This window comes from Methylocystis sp. SC2 (genome assembly GCF_000304315.1).
Lineage (GTDB): Bacteria > Pseudomonadota > Alphaproteobacteria > Rhizobiales > Beijerinckiaceae > Methylocystis.
The window spans coordinates 2,854,044-2,871,066 of the sequence record NC_018485.1; the positions used below are offsets into that span (position 1 = coordinate 2,854,044).

20 protein-coding genes are annotated in these 17,023 nt (G+C 63.5%); 9 read left to right on the forward strand and 11 right to left on the reverse strand.

The genetic code is table 11. The features are described from left to right. Window positions 1-224: 224 nt before the first annotated feature. Window positions 225-1,271 carry a hypothetical protein gene (locus BN69_RS19275; RefSeq protein ID WP_014892250.1) on the forward strand — a complete coding sequence of 349 codons (1,047 nt, stop codon included), beginning with the start codon at window positions 225-227 and terminating at the stop codon, window positions 1,269-1,271. 247 nt (window positions 1,272-1,518) lie between these two features. Here the strand turns inward: BN69_RS19275 and BN69_RS13845 are convergent, their stop codons facing one another. From BN69_RS13845 to BN69_RS13860, 4 genes are all read right to left on the reverse strand, one after another. Then, window positions 1,519-2,676, reverse strand: coding sequence for a glutathionylspermidine synthase family protein (locus BN69_RS13845; protein ID WP_014892251.1), 1,158 nt, complete (start codon window positions 2,674-2,676; stop codon window positions 1,519-1,521). Next, window positions 2,676-3,023: a hypothetical protein gene (locus BN69_RS13850; RefSeq protein ID WP_014892252.1), complete on the reverse strand. Its 348-nt coding sequence runs from the start codon at window positions 3,021-3,023 to the stop codon at window positions 2,676-2,678. The genes BN69_RS13845 and BN69_RS13850 overlap by 1 nt, the downstream gene beginning before the upstream one ends. Window position 3,024: 1 nt before the next feature. Then, window positions 3,025-3,408 carry a DUF350 domain-containing protein gene (locus tag BN69_RS13855; protein ID WP_014892253.1) on the reverse strand — a complete coding sequence of 128 codons (384 nt, stop codon included), beginning with the start codon at window positions 3,406-3,408 and terminating at the stop codon, window positions 3,025-3,027. Window positions 3,409-3,629: 221 nt separating this feature from the next. Then, window positions 3,630-4,250, reverse strand: a complete 621-nt coding sequence (locus tag BN69_RS13860) for a methyltransferase domain-containing protein (protein ID WP_014892254.1) — start codon at window positions 4,248-4,250, stop codon at window positions 3,630-3,632. A 442-nt stretch (window positions 4,251-4,692) separates the two neighbouring features. On the opposite strand from BN69_RS13860, the gene sucC reads away from it, so the two are divergent. Together sucC and BN69_RS13870 are read left to right on the forward strand one after the other, a co-directional pair. Next, window positions 4,693-5,895, forward strand: coding sequence for an ADP-forming succinate--CoA ligase subunit beta (gene sucC / locus BN69_RS13865; protein WP_014892255.1), 1,203 nt, complete (start codon window positions 4,693-4,695; stop codon window positions 5,893-5,895). Between the two features lie 254 nt (window positions 5,896-6,149). Continuing rightward, window positions 6,150-7,895, forward strand: coding sequence for a tetratricopeptide repeat protein (locus BN69_RS13870; RefSeq protein ID WP_014892256.1), 1,746 nt, complete (start codon window positions 6,150-6,152; stop codon window positions 7,893-7,895). On the opposite strand, the gene BN69_RS13875 is transcribed toward BN69_RS13870, so the two are convergent. The 3 genes from BN69_RS13875 to BN69_RS13885 all read right to left on the reverse strand — a co-directional run bounded on the left by BN69_RS13875 (window position 7,896) and on the right by BN69_RS13885 (window position 9,939). Next, a complete protein-coding gene (locus BN69_RS13875; RefSeq protein WP_014892257.1) occupies window positions 7,896-8,315 on the reverse strand; it encodes an EVE domain-containing protein in 420 nt (139 codons plus the stop codon). After that, window positions 8,315-8,596, reverse strand: coding sequence for a YciI family protein (locus BN69_RS13880; RefSeq protein WP_041927397.1), 282 nt, complete (start codon window positions 8,594-8,596; stop codon window positions 8,315-8,317). The genes BN69_RS13875 and BN69_RS13880 overlap by 1 nt, the downstream gene beginning before the upstream one ends. A 320-nt stretch (window positions 8,597-8,916) precedes the next feature. Further along, on the reverse strand, window positions 8,917-9,939 hold the full coding sequence (locus BN69_RS13885) for a coiled-coil domain-containing protein (protein ID WP_244434956.1): 1,023 nt from the start codon (window positions 9,937-9,939) through the stop codon (window positions 8,917-8,919). 290 nt (window positions 9,940-10,229) lie between these two features. Between BN69_RS13885 and BN69_RS13895 the strand changes: the two genes are divergently transcribed. Then, window positions 10,230-10,652 carry a hypothetical protein gene (locus BN69_RS13895; RefSeq protein ID WP_014892261.1) on the forward strand — a complete coding sequence of 141 codons (423 nt, stop codon included), beginning with the start codon at window positions 10,230-10,232 and terminating at the stop codon, window positions 10,650-10,652. 39 nt (window positions 10,653-10,691) lie between these two features. Here the strand turns inward: BN69_RS13895 and BN69_RS13900 are convergent, their stop codons facing one another. Then, a complete protein-coding gene (locus BN69_RS13900; RefSeq protein ID WP_014892262.1) occupies window positions 10,692-11,288 on the reverse strand; it encodes a DUF1134 domain-containing protein in 597 nt (198 codons plus the stop codon). A gap of 126 nt (window positions 11,289-11,414) precedes the next feature. Further along, a complete protein-coding gene (cysQ, locus tag BN69_RS13905; protein ID WP_014892263.1) occupies window positions 11,415-12,272 on the reverse strand; it encodes a 3'(2'),5'-bisphosphate nucleotidase CysQ in 858 nt (285 codons plus the stop codon). 188 nt (window positions 12,273-12,460) lie between these two features. On the opposite strand from cysQ, the gene chpT reads away from it, so the two are divergent. After that, a complete protein-coding gene (chpT, locus tag BN69_RS13910; protein WP_014892264.1) occupies window positions 12,461-13,147 on the forward strand; it encodes a histidine phosphotransferase ChpT in 687 nt (228 codons plus the stop codon). A 183-nt stretch (window positions 13,148-13,330) separates the two neighbouring features. On the opposite strand, the gene BN69_RS13915 is transcribed toward chpT, so the two are convergent. Continuing rightward, window positions 13,331-13,900 (reverse strand): DUF4142 domain-containing protein, encoded by a 570-nt coding sequence (locus tag BN69_RS13915; RefSeq protein WP_244434957.1) that lies wholly within the window; start codon window positions 13,898-13,900, stop codon window positions 13,331-13,333. Here BN69_RS13915 and BN69_RS19890 point away from each other — a divergent pair. Both BN69_RS19890 and BN69_RS13925 read left to right on the forward strand, forming a co-directional pair. Further along, window positions 13,872-14,585, forward strand: a complete 714-nt coding sequence (locus BN69_RS19890; protein WP_244434958.1) for a ribbon-helix-helix domain-containing protein — start codon at window positions 13,872-13,874, stop codon at window positions 14,583-14,585. The genes BN69_RS13915 and BN69_RS19890 overlap by 29 nt on opposite strands. Then, window positions 14,585-14,779, forward strand: coding sequence for a type II toxin-antitoxin system RelE/ParE family toxin (locus BN69_RS13925; protein WP_014892267.1), 195 nt, complete (start codon window positions 14,585-14,587; stop codon window positions 14,777-14,779). Before BN69_RS19890 ends, BN69_RS13925 begins: the two co-directional genes overlap by 1 nt. A 138-nt stretch (window positions 14,780-14,917) precedes the next feature. Here BN69_RS13925 and ctrA read toward each other — a convergent pair whose 3' ends face one another. After that, window positions 14,918-15,619 carry a response regulator transcription factor CtrA gene (ctrA, locus tag BN69_RS13930; RefSeq protein WP_018407261.1) on the reverse strand — a complete coding sequence of 234 codons (702 nt, stop codon included), beginning with the start codon at window positions 15,617-15,619 and terminating at the stop codon, window positions 14,918-14,920. 459 nt (window positions 15,620-16,078) lie between these two features. Between ctrA and BN69_RS13935 the strand changes: the two genes are divergently transcribed. Beyond that, window positions 16,079-16,672 (forward strand): TetR/AcrR family transcriptional regulator, encoded by a 594-nt coding sequence (locus tag BN69_RS13935; RefSeq protein WP_014892270.1) that lies wholly within the window; start codon window positions 16,079-16,081, stop codon window positions 16,670-16,672. A gap of 63 nt (window positions 16,673-16,735) precedes the next feature. Next, window positions 16,736-17,005, forward strand: a complete 270-nt coding sequence (locus BN69_RS13940; protein ID WP_014892271.1) for a DUF4242 domain-containing protein — start codon at window positions 16,736-16,738, stop codon at window positions 17,003-17,005. The last annotated feature ends 18 nt before the right edge of the window (window positions 17,006-17,023 follow it).

Below are 17,023 nucleotides of genomic sequence, written 5' to 3' on the forward strand. Positions count from 1 at the left end.
TGAGAGCTTCATGCTCGCCTCCTCCACCTCGTTTGAGGAGGTCCTGAGCCTCTCCGCTGCTCCTTTTCGCCAGACCTATTTTTTAAATATGTGCTCTTGGTCGGGCTCACCGAAGTTTCATCGCGCCGCAAATTTTTTTGTGCAAACGGATTGGACCCTGTCCGTCCGGGGCGATGCGCTGACGGCCCGCGCTTGATCCATGTGAGCCATTCGGCGGAAACGATGTGCACGACGTTGGTAAGGTTCTTCCGGCCTGGCTGCGGGCGTTCAGTCACTTTGATGTGCCCAAGCCGTCGCGCCTCATGCAGAGTCGTCTGCACGGTCGTGCGAGAGACGCCGGCGAGCGCGGCGATCTTGTCGATCGCCAGATCACAGAGGCCGTGGTGCTTCACCTCTCCGGCGAGGATGCACGCCACCGCGCGCTGACCTTCGGTGTAGTGGCAGCGGAGATTCGGCGGCATGACGGCCGATCCGCCGAGCGTGCGTCGACGCTCGCGCGACGCTTGGTGATTGTGCGACCTGGCGCGCTGGCGCGGCACGAAGCGGCTCACGAGCTTCGCGACCCCGCGTCCACCTACGCCGCGTATCCCGCAAGCGAGCGGTCGCCGGCGCTCGGCGAAGGACTGCAGAAAGTCGGCGTCTCCCTCATCGATCGCGCCATGCACGACGCCTTGCCACACTTGGCTGACGAGCTGGTCAAGATCGTCGGACCCGGTTGCGGTGCCGATGACTATGTAGAGGGTAGCCGCCGCCTCGCTGGCGAACGTCCGCGGCTTTGCATCGCAAGCGCCAAACTGCGGCGCTCGCTCTTTCGGGGCGAGAGCGTTCATCGCGCGCCCTCCCCAAGGAAGGCAAGCAGCGACGCGACGTCCGCCCCAGAAGCGCCGCTGGCGTCATCGCGCCATCGGCCGGTAAATCGATTGATCTTCAGCGCGGGCCACTTGCGGGCAAGCGTGGCGCGGCTCGGCAATACCCGCGGATCAAAGGTAACGGGCGGATACTTTTTAGCGTCGGGCGCGGAAATGGGGCCGCGATGGCCGATCAAACTTTCGCGATGTAAGTTTGAAATCACGGTAACGCTGCTTGACCGTGATGCTGAAGTCGTGTCGCGCGACTCGGGACCGCCGATCAAGCCATCGTGTGGACAGTCTGATTTTGCGATTGCGGAAAGGCCGGCGCGGACGTATTCTGAATCCCGAAAGTTCGCTGCTTTCACCTCTGTTTTGCCGCCGCGCTGGGATCCGACCCCCTGCGCGGCGGTTTGCTTTTGAGGCGTCGAAGGTTTGGGCGACGTTCCAGAAACGCCTTGTTTTTCAAATGGGGGTGAACTCCCCAAACTTGTGGTTAAATGCCTGAAATCATTTGCTGCGCTCGCATCCCTAGGGAGCGCCAAGAAAACCTACCCGCTGGGCGAGCGCGCGCGACGGCGCCGGCCATTCGTTTCAGACGATCGCGTTACCTGCCTCAGCAACTGGCTAAAGGGCAGCCTCAAGGCGTCGCCGCCTTGGCGCGTAGATTTCAACCGACGATCGCATGCGGCGTAAAGCGCGAGCGATTGGAGGTGATGAGCGCGCTATCTTCGCGAATGCCGAGACCCGCCGGCGCATCGCCAACGAGCCAGCAGCCGAGGACCGGACGCTGGCCGTCAAAAACGGGCAGGGGGCAAAGCGCCTGGCGCACATATCCTTCGCGCCCATAGCCGTCTGTCTCGCCGCGGGCGATGACGCCGCCGTCTAGCAGCTCGATGTCGGCGCCCTCGCGCGAGTAGAGCGGCTTTCGCGCATAATGGGCGCCGAGCCTCTCCGCGCGCGGATCGTCCTCGAAATAGCAGGGCAAGAGATTCTTGTGGCCCGGCGCCATGTCCCAGAGCAACGCGAGCGCGCCCTTGTTCGATAGGATCATCCTCCAGGGCGGCTCGACGAAGCTCGTCCGACCGACGGCGGGGGATTTGCCGAAAGGGTCGGCGAACATCCATTCCCAGGGATAGAGCTTGAAGAGGAATCTGATCTTGCGCAGGTCTGGATCGACGAATTCCTCACGTCGCAAACCTATTCCGCTGATGTCGAGAAGCTTCGTCGCAAGCCCCGCCTCGCGCGCGCATTCCGCAAGATAAGACGTTGTTCCCGCATCTTCCGCGCTTTTCGACATGCAGCACAGGTGCAGCAAACGGCCCTGCGCAAGCTCTCCAAAACGCGCGACAAGCTTCTCGTGCAGCGAGTTGAACTGATCGGCGTCTGGCGGTAGCTCGCCCCGCGCGATCTGCGATTGAAGCCAGTGCCATTGCACGACTGAGGATTCATAAAGGCTCGTCGGCGTGTCGGCGTTGAACTCGAGGAGCTTGGGATCGCTCTTCCCGTCATAGGCGAAATCGAAGCGTCCGTAGAGCGAAGGGTCGCGCCGAATCCAGCTTGCGCGTATCACGTCGAACGCGCATTCCGGAATTTTTAGGCGCCGCATCAGATCGTCCTGTTTGACGACCTCCTCGACGAGAGAAAGGCACAGCGCATTTAGCTCGGCCGTCGTCGCCTCGAGCCTGTCCTCTATCTCCGCCAGCGAAAGGACGTAGCGGGCGCTTTCTTCCCAATAAGGTTCACCGTCCGCATAGGCGTAGTCGAAGCCTATCTTTTTAGCCTCGGCTTCGAAGTTTGGACGCGGCGACGAGGCCTCGCGCTTCACTAGCCGCCTCCGCCATGCCCGGCGCCGAAGGCCCCGAAGCCGCCGAATCTCGCGGCCCATTCACCTCCGCCCCCGCTGCCCCCGCCGTGGCCGGAGGATCCCGAAGAGTCGGAGGAGCAGGCGGTTTCACTGGTCGAGTCCGCGCACCTGGATTGTTCGATCCACTGCACGACAATGAACAGCACAAACGCCGCCGCGAGAGGCGCGCCTAGGGCGATGTAGAGCGCTTGTCGCTGCTCTGCGTCGCTCGAGCCTGGCGGCGCACCCGCGAAGCCTTCTGGCGCGTTGGAGATGATCGGCGGCGGTTTGACGCCGCGCTTGCCGGACGTTCCGTCTGCCTCCGTCATGTCACGGGCTCATGCAAGCCGCGCTAAGGATGCCGGCCGAAATCGACACGGCGGCGACCCAGAGCGCGGCGGCGATCGCGTTCTGCTGAATGGCGTGCGACAGACCTGGGTGCCCAAACTTGGCTAGGCGATAGGCGAGCACTTGGACCGCGAAAGCGACGAAGCCCCAGGCCACGAACTGGAGCGGCGCCTGTGTGTTGTGGATCGCGCCGGCGAGCGCGATGGAAAAGCCGATAAGGCTGCCCCCGAGCGCGATCGCGGCCGAGGCGTTGTGCTCGCGAACGATGAGCTGGAACTCGCGGTGCGGCGTCAGCCAAACATAGGTGATGCAAAAGGCCACGCAAAATGCGATGGCGGCGGCAAAATAGGCTGCGAACGCAAGCAATCCAGAAAGAAAGTCGTTCAGCGTCGCCCCCGAAAATCGAGAACCATCCGCCCCGCGAGGGCGCGGGCGTCGTTCCGGACAAGCTCCGGCCAACCCCGTCTACATGCCACTAACTTCCCCTAGCTTTATTGACAAGCCGGATCGGTGGTGGAAAATTTCTACAAAGGCGCTAACCGAAGCCGCCTATTTGCGGTCGCTCAAATTTCGCTTTGCAATGCCGCTCACGCCACCGGCGGATAATAAGCCGTCCGGAACAGAACGCGCGTCGCGTCCCGCGACTCTCGTACGACGGTTTCGGGCGGCAGCTCGCGCAATTCGTCGGCGGAAAAATTCACTGGCAGTCCGACGGAAACGGCGATCCCCGACTGGATCGCCTTCTGGATGAGCGGCAGCGGATTCGGTGAAAAATCCCGCCAGCCGAAGCGCGTCTTCTTAAAATACTCCGGTCCGCCCCAGGGCGGATCAATGTTCAATGCGTCGAACGAAAGGTCGGCATAGGCCTCCATGACGTCGGCGTGAATGAATTCGATGCGCGCTGAGACGCCGTAGATCTCAGCGTTATGCTTCGCGATGGACAGCCTGTCGCGATCGATGTCGACGGCGATGACGCGCTTTCCGCATCTGGCGAATGCGATCGCCGAGCCGCCGATGCCGCAAAAGGCGTCCAATACGGTGTGACCGGTGAGGAGATTGCCGATCTCCAGTGCAAAGCGCTCCGGCTTGACGGAGAACAGCCCCACCTCATCGGTTTCGACGCCCTCATCCCATTTCGAAAACAGCTCGTAGCGACGATCCCAGTATTTTTGGGCGCGTTCGCCGAAGGGGCTTTTCAGGCTGGTCATAGGGAGAACAACGGGGCGGGGAGCGCAAAGGAGCTGGGCTGTTCGCACTCGATCACGTGGATCAATCCGAGGCAAGGGAGGAAAGCCTCGCGCTCACCAAACGCCTCGGCTCAAGAAAAAGCGCCCGGCCAGGTTGACCGAGCGCAGTCTAAGGGGGGAGAGGGGAGCTCCGTGCCGATGGAACCCAACGGGCTAGGAATTGTTCCAAGCGGCGCAGTATCAGAACGGGCATGGACGCGCGTTTTACTGTCGAAGCTTTAGGTTTTGCTAAGAAGTTTCCTTTGCAGGCGAGGACGCGACGCGACGGGCTCGAATAAATCCTCGCTGCTCGCGCCGCCTCCCCCGCGTCCTCCCGCCGCCTTGACGAAACGGCTCCGCCTATGCCCTTTGAGCGCGATTTTTCGCCGCGCTGCCGCGTCCTTGCGCCAGGGAGACATAGCCCATGAACATCCACGAATACCAGGCCAAGGCCGTTCTGCGCGCGTTCGGCGCGCCCGTCGCCGACGGCGTCGCCGTGCTGCGCGCAGAGGACGCCCGCGCGGCGGCCGAAAAGCTCCCCGGCCCGGTCTATGTGGTGAAGGCGCAAATCCACGCGGGCGGGCGCGGCAAGGGCAAGTTCAAGGAGGCGTCCGCGGGCGACAAGGGGGGCGTGCGCATCGCCAAATCGATCGACGAGGCCGAAGCCTTCGCCAAGGAAATGCTCGGCGCGACGCTCGTCACCCTCCAGACCGGCGAGGCCGGCAAGCAGGTCAACCGCCTCTACATCGAGGACGGCGCCGCGATCGACAGGGAATTCTACCTCTCGATGCTGATCGACCGTTCGACCTCGCGCATCGCCTATGTGGTCTCGACCGAAGGCGGCATGGACATCGAGAAGGTGGCGCATGACACGCCCGAGAAGATCGTGACCTTTTCGGTCGATCCGGCGACGGGGCTGATGCCGCATCACGGCCGCCAGGTCGCCGCGGCGCTCGGCCTCACCGGCGATCTCGCCAAACAGGCGGGCGCGCTGACCGAAAAGCTCTACGCCGCTTTTGTGGCCAAGGACATGGAGCTTCTCGAGATCAATCCGCTGATCGTCACCAAGGACGGGAAGCTGCGCTGCCTCGACGCCAAGGTCAGTTTTGAGAACAACGCGCTCTATCGCCACCCCGACATGGTCGAGCTGCGCGACAAGAGCGAAGAGGACGAGAAGGAGATCGAGGCGTCGAAATACGACCTCGCCTATATCTCGCTCCCCGGCAATATCGGCTGCATGGTCAATGGCGCCGGCCTCGCCATGGCGACGATGGACATCATCAAGCTCTACGGCGAGTTTCCGGCGAACTTCCTCGACGTCGGCGGCGGCGCCACGACCGAGAAGGTGACGGCCGCGTTCAAGATCATCACCGCCGATCCGAATGTGAAGGGCATCCTGGTCAACATCTTCGGCGGCATCATGCGCTGCGACACCATCGCCGAAGGCGTGATCGCGGCCGTAAAGGAGGTGGGGCTCAAGGTGCCGCTCGTCGTGCGGCTCGAGGGCACCAACGTCGATCTCGGCAAGAAGATCATCAATGAATCGGGCCTCAACGTCATTCCCGCCGACGATCTCGACGACGCGGCGCAGAAGATCGTCGCCGCGATCCGAGCGGTCGCGGCGTAGCTTTGGGCGGCGGGCAAGTTCGTCCTTCTCCCGCAAACGGGAGAAGGAGTCGCGTTGAAAGCCGCGATTGAGCTTGCTTCATCGGGGCTCTTTCTTCCGCCTTGCGTCATCGGCCCAAAAGGGCCATCTTTAGGCGCGATCTTGGACTTTTAGGCCGCTGTTCCCCGTGGGGCGGCCTTTGCGCGCGATCGTCGCCTTTTAGGGAAGCGCCAGTGCCCAATTCAGCTCTTCTGTTTGCGTCTCCGGCCAGCCGCGTGAGACGCGCGCTGGCGCGCCTGTCGTGCATCGTGCTTGCCGGATCCGCGGCCTTCGGCCTCTCCTGCGACAGCAGCCTCGCGGCGCGGGAAAATATCATCGTCGCGCGGCCTTTCGAGGTCGGCTCCAGCCTGTCGGGCAATTATCTCGCCGCCATCGTCGCCGGCGCGCAGCGCGACACGCTCGCCGCCTCGACCTTCTTCCGCGAGGCGTTGCGCGACGATCCCAAAAACTCCGATCTCGCCGACCGCGCCTTCGTCGCGGCGCTCGCCAACGGCAATATGTCGGAGGCGCTCTCGCTGACGGGCCGCGTGATCGCCCATGACCGCACGAATGGGCTGGCGCATCTCGCCCGTGGCGTCGATCAGATCAAGAACCGCAAATACGCCGCCGCGCGCGCCGAACTCGCCAAGGGCGGCGGCGACCGTCGCCGCGACATCACCTCGACGCTGCTCTCCGCATGGAGTTACGCCGGCGCCAAGGACACGCGTCACGCCCTGGCAACGCTTGATACGCTCACCGACGACGCCTTCGTCGTGTTTCGCGACTATCATGCGGGCCTGATCGCCGACCTCGGCGGCGACAAGGCGGAGGCTGAAAAGCGTTTCAAGTCCGCCTATGCCGCCGAGAAGAACACGCTGCGGCTTGTCGACGCCTATGCGCGCTTTCTCGCGACGCGCGGGCGGCGCGACGAGGCCAAGCAGCTCTACCTCGCCTTCGACGAGGTCGCGCCCAATCACCCGATCGTCGTCGCCGGCCTCGCCGCGCTCGAGGAGGGCAAGCCGCTGCCGCCCTTCGTGCGCACCGCCGACGAAGGCGCGGGTGAAGTGCTGTACGGGCTGGGCGCCGTCGGCGGCCGCCAGGGCGACGAACTCGCCTCGCTCATCTATCTGCGCCTCGCGCTGCATCTTGCGCCGGAGAACGCTCTCGCCATCGTCACGCTCGGCGACGTCTATGAGCGCATGAAGCAGGAAGAGGCCGCCATCGATCTTTATCAGAGCGTGCCGAAAGACAGTCCGCTGCGCGTCAACGCCGACGTGCAGGCGGCGCTTCTGCTGGAGACGCTCGGCAAAACCAAAGAGGCGAGCGAAACGCTCTCCGCGATCGTCGCCGCCAACCCCAAGAATCAGGAGGCGTTGACGGCGCTCGGCAATCTTCAGCGCTCGCGCAAGGCTTTCGCCGACGCCGCCGTGACCTATACGCGCGTGCTCGATTTGCGGTCCAAGGCGGACAAGAGTCTGTGGCTGCTCTACTATTATCGCGGCATCGCCAATGAACGGCGCAAGGATTGGCCGGCCGCGGAAGCCGATCTCAAAAAGGCGCTGGATCTCAATCCCGACCAGCCGCTGGTGTTGAACTATCTCGGCTATTCCTGGGTCGACAAGGGCTCCAATCTCGACGAAGCCTTCAAGATGCTGCGCCGCGCCGTCGATCTGCGGCAGCGCGACGGCTATGTCGTCGACAGTCTCGGCTGGGCCTATTACCGGCTGGGGCGCTATGACGACGCCGTGCGCGAATTGGAGAAGGCGATCGACCTGAAGCCGTCAGACCCGGTGATCAACGATCATCTCGGCGACGCCTATTGGCGCGTCGGCCGCAAGCTCGAAGCGCATTTCCAGTGGAACCATGCGCGCGACCTGAATCCCGAGCCCGACGAACTGCCGAAGATTCTCGAGAAGATCAACCACGGCATGGCGGATAGTCCGACGCTCGCCCATGACAAGGCGGCGCAGAACGGCGGGTGATCATCCCTTCTCGCCCGCCATCTCCAGCACGACGCGCCATTCTTCCTCGCTCACCGGCTGCACGGAGAGGCGCGAATTGTTGACGAGGACCATGTCCTTGAGGCTCGGCTCGGCTTTGATCTCGGCAAGCGTCACCGGCTTTTTCAAAGCCTTCACGGCCTTCACGTCGACCATGCCGAATTTGCCGCTCTCGTCGGTGTGGTCGGGATAGTAGGTCTTGATGATCTCGACGATGCCGACGACCGCCTTGTCCTCGTTTGAATGATAGAAGAAGCCTTTCTCGCCCTTCTTCATCGCCATCAGATTGAGTTTGGCCGAGTGATTGCGCACGCCGTTCCAGAAAGTGCCCTTGGCGCCGGCCTTCACCTGCTGATCCCAGGACCAGCTCGACGGCTCGCTTTTCAACAGCCAGTGCGCCACTAGAGCTGCGCTCCCACTACGCGTTTCCAGGGTTTCAGCTCCACCGAGGCGAACAGGCCGGCGGCGGCGTAAGGGTCTTCGCTGAGCAGCGCGCGCGCCGCCGCCTCATTCTCGCAGTCGAGAATGAGCATCGAGCCGACGGGCGTTTCGCCGTTGAGAAAGGGCCCCCCGAGCTTTACGCGCGCCGCATGTCTTTCGAGAAAGGCGAGATGCGCGGCGCGGGTCGACATGCGCAAATCGACGTGATCGGGCTTATCCAGGCAAAGGGCGACGAAGAGCACAAGCGGCCTCGCGTAAGCGTGATGAACGCGCAACTTGTTCCAAAGCGCGCGACGCGGGTCAACAGCGCCGCCGCCGAAATGACGATTTCATATTCACGCCGAGGTCTTCGGGAAATGGAAGGCGCCTGAAGGGCTTCCTCATCCTGAGGAGCGTGCGCAGCACGCGTCTCGAGGGCGAGGAAGCCCGTTTTCGCGTATTTTTCCTCTCCCTCGACCTTCGAGACGCCGCCTGCGGCGGCACCTCAGGATGAAGGCGAGGAAAACAACCCTTCACCCGATTCTCTTGGGCGATGCGCGCTTCAGGCGCGCGTCGCCGGCGCCTAAAGTTCCTGCGCGACGACGCGGTCGCCAAAATCGATGATGGCTTCGCGCAATGCGGCGATTTCGGCGTCGCTCGCGGCGACCGGAACAGCGGACAAGGCCTTGGACCCGTTGACGGCGCGGCGCAGATTGGCCCGTTCCGCGCGCAGCGCCTCGACGGCGCCTTGCAGCATGGCGTTGTCGGCGCGCGCCGATTCGAGCTTTCCGGCGGCGTCGCTCGCTTCGGCGCGCGCAACGCGCAGCGCGCCCTCCAGCTGGTCGCCGTCGCTCTTTTGGCGTTCTTCGGCGGCTTTGAGCTGCGCCCGCGCGGCGTCGAGCTCGCCGGCGAGCGTCTCGCCCAGCGTGCGGGTCGCGGCAAGTTCGCCCGAAATGCGCGTCAGCAGATCTTCAAGCTCCGTCGCCCGCGCGCCCGACTGCGCGGCGCGCGCATGCTCGTCGCGCAAGACCTGCAGCTCGCGCTGCATGTCGCTATTGTGCTGATGCAGCGCCGCGACGCGCGATTCATAGGCGGCGACGAAACCGTCCAGCTGCGCCCCGGCCCCTTCGTCTTGCGCCGCCGTCTCCGATCGAATCAGGCGCAGTTGCGCGACGCGGCCCTCGGCGCGGTCGGTCATTTCATGCAGCGCTCGCTCGGTGGCGTTCAGAAGCTCGGTGCGCTCGCCCAAAACCTTCTCCGCCTCATTGACGCGCAGGTTCATGTCGCGATTGTCGGCTTCGGCGCGGTTGAGCTGCGTTTCGAGTTCGGCGATCCGCGCGACGTGGCGGCCGACCGTCGCGAGATCATGCGCTCGCGCGGCTTGCGTCGCCTCCATCGCTTGTTCGAGCCGCCGCTCGCGCACGGCGAATTCCGCGCGCAGCAGATCGCGCTCGGCGACGACTTCCTCCATCGACATCGGCGCAAGCATCTGCAGCCGTCGCATCGAAAGACGAAGCGCGCGCCGCCAGAAAGCGGGGAGGAACATCAAGGCGAAAAGCCCGGCGACGAGGAAGCCGAGCGCGAAATACATCGCTTGTTCGATCAAGACGCAGCAATCCTTGATCCGTCTCAAGGCGGACGGCGCTGCGGATTCTGCCACGTAATGACGCAGAACGCAAAGCACGAGCTGCGGTTCTTCGGCTCGGCGTCGCCAACGACGACCGCGGCTCGCCGCGTCGTCCATTCGGATGACGACTTTCCCCGCAGCGGGCCGCAGAACGGCGGACGCAACGGCCGCGGGCTCGCGGCGAGCAGGAGAAGCCAAATGACGTTATCCGCTGGCGTTTTTTGCGGTGGCCGCGCGCGCGGCGCGCCGCGATTGCGGCGGGCCCGCCGATGAGCGCCCTGCGCTGTCCGGGCGCGCCCGCGCTTCTTGTCGGCGACCCGGCCGAACGGCGCCCGCAAGCCGCCAATGAGAGAGTCTTCGCCACCACGCTTGCGGCGGATGAAACCGTTCTCGCCGCGCAAACGCAGGCGGCGCCGGCCGCGCGCAGCCGATTCGCGCCGACGTGCGTTGAAAACGACTGCGCGCATTGGAGCGGCGGCGGATGCGCCTTGCTCGGCCGCATCGCGCAGCTGCTCGCCGAGGCGGGCGCGCCGGTGAAGCCGAGCCCGGCCTACGACTGCAGCATTCATCATGATTGCCGCTGGCGCCGGCAGCGCGGCGACGAGGCCTGCGGCATCTGCGGCTTCGTCGCCCGGGAGCCGCTAGGTTCGCCTCCGCCGCGCGCCGGCGCGCGCCGCCAGCCGGTCTTTTAATCGGGCTCGTGCGCGGCAGGCCGGCGCCTAAGAATCGGATCAGAACGGGTTCCAGGTCGATTCCGGCGTGAATTTCAGATAGCCGAGATTGAGGCCGAGCCGCGCGCCAAGTCCCGAGCGCACCGGCATGACGACGACCTCGTCACTGTTGAGCGCGGTGAACCCAAGGCCGCCGACGAGATAGGCCGATCCGGCGGCGCCGGAGAACCGCCGATAGATCGAGTCGACGGACGGCAGATTATAGACGAGCATCATCGTCCGGGCGCCGTCGGCTCCGGCGTCGATGCCGATCGAGGGGCCTTGCCAAAACACGCGCTGCTGACCGGCGTTGCGCGTATACATCGTGCCCTCGCCGTAGCGGAGCCCGCCGACGAAGGCGCCGCCCGCCTCCTGGCCAAGGATATAGGCGTTCGGACTGCCCCACTGCCGCGATGCGCGCTCGACGCCTTCGGCGAGGCCGCGGGAAATGGAGCCAAAGAAGCGGTGGCCGTTCTCGACGATCTCGCCGCTGGAATAGGTTTCGGGCCGCTGCGCAGCGCGGGCGAAAGATCCAGGAGCCGCCCACGCGCAGGCCGAGGCGGCGGCGAGGCGAAACAGGTCGCGGCGCGAGGCGGCGTTGAACGAAGCTTTGCTCATGACGACGAACTCCAGGACGAACGTGTTCAAGCGCCATGCGTCGGCGTCAACGATGGCCGACCCGGGGCGCAGTTGCGTCGCAAAGGCGACAGGAGGACTTGCGCCCGCCAAAGTCGCGCGCGCTAGTTAAGGAAGCGTTGCGGCGGCTTCGCGCGCGGCCGCGTCGGCCCAGGCGATGAACGGACCATTGCGATAGTCGTCGGCCTTCTTGCCGTAGCGCAGCGGCGCGCCATCCGGATCCAGCGTGACGCCGCCGGCCGCGCGCAGCACGGCGTCGCCCGCGGCGGTGTCCCATTCCATCGTCGGACCGAAACGCGGATAAACGTCGGCCTCGCCGTTGGCGAGCAGGCAGAATTTAATCGAGGAGCCGACGGGCGCGCTGCGCGCGATGCGCTGTCGCGAGAGAAACGCCTTCGTCGCCTCGTCGAGGTGAGACTTCGAAATCAACGCGACCAGCCCTTCGGCGGGACGCCGCCGCGCGCGCAGCGGACGCCAATCCTGCGATGGCGGCAGCGATCCGCCAGGGACCGCCCGCGCTTCATAGCCGCGTGCGCCGGCAAACCAGACGCGGCCTTGCGCTGGCGCGTAAACCGCGCCGGCGCGCGGCGCGTTCTTTTCCGCGAGCGCCACATTGATGGTGAACTCGCTGCTGCGGGCGAGAAATTCGCGCGTGCCGTCGATCGGATCGATCAACAAAAAGGCGTCGCCGGCGCCGAGCGTCGCGCCGCGCGAGACGCTTTCCTCCGCCAAAAAGGGCACGCCGGGCAGCGCCGCGTCCAGCTCGCGGAGCAGATAGGCCTCGATCCGCTCGTCCGCCTCGGTCACCGGCGACGTATCGCCCTTGAGGCGCGACTCGATGTTCGCATTGGCCAGCGTCTCCATCGCCAGGGCGCCCGCTGCAACTGCGATGTTCGCGAACAGGCGCGCGAGGTTCTCGATGTCGTCGAGCGCGCCCGCCGGCTGAAAGATTTTCTCCGCCGCCATCGTTCAATTCCTCAATGTTCGTTGACGATTCAGGCGCGCATCATTTGCAATCCGCGCGGCGCCAGCTAGTTTCGTTTTAGCCTGAACGCAGTGATTCGCGCGCCGCGTCAGTCCGCCGCGCATCATACAGGAAGACGGGATCAAGCTTCCTTGAGACGTCGCCGCCTTCACCCGCTTTGGATGGCATCATGACCAAATTCTCGCTCGACCCTCTCGATCTTGCCGCGCTCCTGTCCTCGCGGGTCTGCCACGACGTGATTTCGCCGGTGGGCGCCATCGTCAACGGTCTTGAAGTTCTCGAGGAGGAGAAGGACGCGGAGATGCGCGGCCACGCGCTGGCGCTGATCAAATCGAGCGCCAATGAGGCGTCGGCGCGGCTGCAGTTTTGCCGGCTCGCCTTCGGCGCCGCGGGTTCGAAGGGGGCGTCGATCGACACCGGCGACGCCGAACTGGTGACGCGCCAGCTGATCGCCGACGAGCGCACGCAACTCTTTTGGAGCGTTCCGCGCGTGCTGATGTCCAAGAACAAGGTCAAGCTGCTGCTGAACCTTTGCGTCCTGGCCGACGCGGCGATTCCAAGAGGCGGCGTGATCGCCGTCAGCTCAACGGGCGAAGACGATCGGGTGACGTTCAGGATCGAGGCGAAAGGCGTCAATGCGCGCGTCGCGTCGAATGTTCCGCGCCTGCTCGAAGGCGAATCGGAAGAGGGCGCCATCGACGCCCGCGCCATTCAGGCCTATTACGCCGGTCTCGTGGCCAATTCCTGCGGCATGCAGGTCGTGGTTTCCAGCGAGCCGGAACTTGTGACGATCGAGGCGATCCCTGTCCAGGCGGCGGCGGGGGCGGCTGCGTCCGCCGAGAGCGCCGTCGCCTGAAGCCAGGGCTGCGGACCCGCGCGAGATCAGCGCGGATCCTGCCGGTTTTCGATGAAGCCTATCAGCTCAGCGCAGAGCGCTTCCCGATCACATCGAATCATGTGATCGATAAGGAATCGCTCAAAATCAAAACGCTGGAGCAGGTTCTCATCGAAAAGTCCGTCAACTTTTTCGGAACCGGCTCTAATCGGCGCGGGTGCTTCGCTGCGTCGCGCGCGGCAGCGCCTTGGCGTCGCGCAAATGGTTCTCCAGCATCGGAATGCCGTTCTGCGCCCATCGCTTCAGATCGGCGTTCTGACCGTTCCTGGCGTAGTTCTCGAAAAGCCTCAGCGCCTTCTCGTGTCCGTCGATTTGCTGCGTCCGAAAGCGCTCTTCGAAGCGCGCGCCAGTCATCGAGGACAATTGCTGCAGTAGAGCCTGGTGTTCCTTGTCGAGCGCGTTCGGCGCGTTAAGGCCCTCTTGCCGCAGGATGGGCTTCAGTTCGTCGTCCATGTTCGTATGATCTCTCACGATCCTACGGGCATAGTCGAGGAACTCCTGAGTGTTCGCCTTGTTCTGAGCTTCGCGTCCGGCCTGGATTTCAAAATTGCCGATGTTCCACGCCTTCTCCACGAAGTTCTGGGTCGTGGCGTCGGCTCGGTTTGACCGGGTCGTAGTGGCCGTTGAGCCGGACTTTGACCACGAGGCGGCAAGCGTGTAGCCGGGCGCGACAAGCGCAAGCGCCATGGCTCCCGCCAGCAGGGGTTTCCTCATCTTCGTCTCCTCGACGTTCGGCCCCCGCACCGTAAACCGATCGCGCACACGCCTGTTCCGCGAGATGTTGCAGTCGGCGAAAGAAAAAGGCCGCATCCTCGGACGCGGCGTTTCGCCTGGCGCTCGCGATCGCGCTTTTGCTTCAACGTTGGCGATCCGCCTCTATCAAGCCGTGATGGGTTCTTACGGATATGGCGCCAAACCGACCAAGGCAAGAATGCCCGCGCGGGATATCGTATCGGCTGTGCCTGCGTTTCGGCCCTCGAAGGTTGGCGGCAAGGAGATTCATGGCCTCGACGACCCACGAACTCTTGTCTCGCTAAGCGAAAAGGCAAAGGCTCGTTTTCAGCGAGAGCTGAAGAGCCGCAAGCAAGGACAAACTTTTGCCTGTCAAAACAGGCGTAATTTTTGGTATGAGACAGTTATGTCAATCACGCTCACCCCCGAACAAGAGGCTTGGATTAAAGCCCATATTGCGACCGGCGATTTCGCCTCGATTGAGGAGGCGGCCCGTCAGTTGATTGACGACCGCATTGCCGAACTCGCCGCCGAAGACGACGACGACATGGCGTGGGCGAAGCCGTTAGTCGATGAAGCGCGGGCCGCAATCGCGCGGGGCGAATTTGTCTCCCTTGAGGAACACAAAGCACATAACGCGGCGCTCCTTGCGTCTCTCAAGGATTAATGGCGCGGCTTATCGTTTCCTTACTGGCGCAAGCCGACACGGCCGACATTCTCATCGATCTTCGAGACAAGGCGGGGCGCGCCGTCTCCCGCGCATACGCCGCCGCTTTTGAAAAACTCTATGAACGCCTGATGCAGCATCCCGACAGTGGCGCGCCCCGCCCGCCATTGGGAAGCATGTCCGCATTGGCGTGATCTCCCCTTACGTCGTGATCTACGAGCATATGGCCGCCGACGACACCGCGATGATTATGCGGATCGCTCATGGACGGCGCAAAATCACCCGCAAATTTTTGCGGAGCGCGTGATGGCGTCATGTCTAGCGGGGCCGTCTCAGGCGGTGATGCGTTCTTCCGCTTCGCTGGGCTCTCGCAGCACATAGCCGCGGCCCCAGACGGTCTCGATGTAGTTGCGGCCTTCGCTGGCGTTGGCGAGCTTCTTGCGCAATTTGCAAATGAAAACGTCGATGATCTTCAATTCGGGCTCGTCCATCCCGCCATAGAGATGATTGAGGAACATTTCCTTGGTCAGGGTCGTGCCTTTGCGCAGCGAAAGCAGCTCGAGCATCTGATATTCCTTGCCGGTCAGATGCACGCGGGCGCCGCTGACCTCCACCGTCTTCTGGTCGAGATTGACGATGAGGTCGCCGGTGATGATGATTGATTGCGCGTGGCCCTTCGAGCGGCGCACGATGGCGTGAATGCGCGCGACGAGTTCGTCCTTATGGAAGGGCTTGGTCAGATAATCATCGGCGCCGAAACCGAGGCCCTTCACCTTGTCTTCGATGCCGGCGAGTCCGGACAGGATGAGGATCGGGGTCTTCACCTTGGCGACGCGCAGCGTGCGCAGCACCTCATAGCCGGACATGTCGGGCAGGTTGAGGTCGAGAAGAATAATGTCGTAATCATAGAGCTTGCCGAGGTCGATGCCCTCTTCGCCGAGATCGGTCGTATAGACGTTGAAATTCTCGGATTTGAGCATGAGCTCAATGCTTTGAGCCGTCGCGCTGTCGTCTTCGATCAATAAAACGCGCATGTTGGTTCCCCACCGAGCTCCATCGTCCGCGACCGACCGCGCCAGGGACGCGCGCCGGCGGCCGGCGAGAGTCCTCGCCCCAGCGACCTGACCGACCATTCCAGCGAAGGTAAGCGGAATTGGTTAATAAACCTTCACTTACGCCTCAAACGCGGCCCTAAATCTTAATCTCGGGCGGTAAGCAAGGCGGACGCGTCACGCTACGTCTGGAAGGACACGGACACGACGCGAATCACGCGTCATTTCCAATCTATACGCCGCGGCGAGTCCGGGGGGCAAAGACAAAATACGCGGCGCGTAATGAAATGCGCGGAGGCCCCCGCGAAGCTTCGCGCGCGCGATTCTCGCCTCATCTGCGTCATGATTCAGTCCCATGCGCGGCGTCACCAGGCGGGGCGACGATACGCGTGCGATACGCGCCGCTTGCCAAACTGAGACGACTGGTCGTATTATGGCTCAATGAGCCGACGCGACGTCAAAGAGCTGAGAGAGAAGCTTCTGGACCGGGGAGTCGCGCTACTGATGGAGCAGGGCTATCACGGCACCGGGCTGCAGGAGCTGGTCAAGAGCGTCGGCGTGCCGAAAGGTTCCTTCTATAATTATTTCGACAGCAAGGAGGCCTTCAGCGCCGAAGTCGTCAAACATTACATCGATCCGTTCATCAAACGGCTCGACGCCCAGCTTCAGCGCAAGGATCTTGGGGCCGCGGCGGCGCTGCGGGCCTACTTCGATGGACTGATCGAAGAGACCGAACGCCTGGATTTCCGGGGCGGATGCCTGCTCGGCAATCTCATCGGCGAAATCGGCGACACGAGCGATCTTTGCCAGACGTCGCTGCGCGAGGCCGTGCACCGCTATCGCGACAAGCTGCGCGAGGGAATCGCCCGCGCTCAGCGGGAAGGCGGTTTCCGCGCCGACATGGACGCGAAGGAAATGGCCGACCTTCTGGTCAATTTCTGGCAGGGGGCGTTGCTGCGCATGAAGATCGAGCGCTCGGTGCGTCCGCTCACGCAGTTCTGCGACATGCTGCTCAACGGCTACTTCAAGGCGTGATCGATTTGCGCCGCGATGAGACGACCGGTCATATTAGTTTGGGCTCTAATTAGGGGGAGGACGATGCCGAAATTCATCATCGAACGGGACATCCCCGGCGCCGGGGAGATGACGCAGGCCGAACTCCAGGCGATCTCGCAGCGCTCCTGCGCCGTCCTGCGCGCGCTCGGCCCGCAGACGCAATGGGTCGAAAGCTATGTCACCGACGACAAGGTCTACTGCGTCTACATCGCCGAGAACGCGGCGGCGATCAAAGAACATGCGGCGCAAGGAGGCTTTCCGGCCAACCGGATCAGCGAAGTCAGGGCGATCATAGACCCTGCGACGGCCTAACCAACAAGGGAGAGTGGT

Coding starts and splice junctions, on each gene's coding strand:
- BN69_RS13850 (WP_014892252.1), bottom strand. CDS start 3,023: ATGACGGAGGCAGACGGAACGTCCGGCAAGCGCGGCGTCAAACCGCCG.
- BN69_RS13860 (WP_014892254.1), bottom strand. CDS start 4,250: ATGACCAGCCTGAAAAGCCCCTTCGGCGAACGCGCCCAAAAATACTGG.
- sucC (WP_014892255.1), top strand. CDS start 4,693: ATGAACATCCACGAATACCAGGCCAAGGCCGTTCTGCGCGCGTTCGGC.
- BN69_RS13895 (WP_014892261.1), top strand. CDS start 10,230: ATGAGCGCCCTGCGCTGTCCGGGCGCGCCCGCGCTTCTTGTCGGCGAC.
- BN69_RS13900 (WP_014892262.1), bottom strand. CDS start 11,288: ATGAGCAAAGCTTCGTTCAACGCCGCCTCGCGCCGCGACCTGTTTCGC.
- cysQ (WP_014892263.1), bottom strand. CDS start 12,272: ATGGCGGCGGAGAAAATCTTTCAGCCGGCGGGCGCGCTCGACGACATC.
- chpT (WP_014892264.1), top strand. CDS start 12,461: ATGACCAAATTCTCGCTCGACCCTCTCGATCTTGCCGCGCTCCTGTCC.
- BN69_RS19890 (WP_244434958.1), top strand. CDS start 13,872: ATGGCTCCCGCCAGCAGGGGTTTCCTCATCTTCGTCTCCTCGACGTTC.
- BN69_RS13915 (WP_244434957.1), bottom strand. CDS start 13,900: ATGAGGAAACCCCTGCTGGCGGGAGCCATGGCGCTTGCGCTTGTCGCG.
- BN69_RS13925 (WP_014892267.1), top strand. CDS start 14,585: ATGGCGCGGCTTATCGTTTCCTTACTGGCGCAAGCCGACACGGCCGAC.
- ctrA (WP_018407261.1), bottom strand. CDS start 15,619: ATGCGCGTTTTATTGATCGAAGACGACAGCGCGACGGCTCAAAGCATT.
- BN69_RS13935 (WP_014892270.1), top strand. CDS start 16,079: ATGAGCCGACGCGACGTCAAAGAGCTGAGAGAGAAGCTTCTGGACCGG.
- BN69_RS13940 (WP_014892271.1), top strand. CDS start 16,736: ATGCCGAAATTCATCATCGAACGGGACATCCCCGGCGCCGGGGAGATG.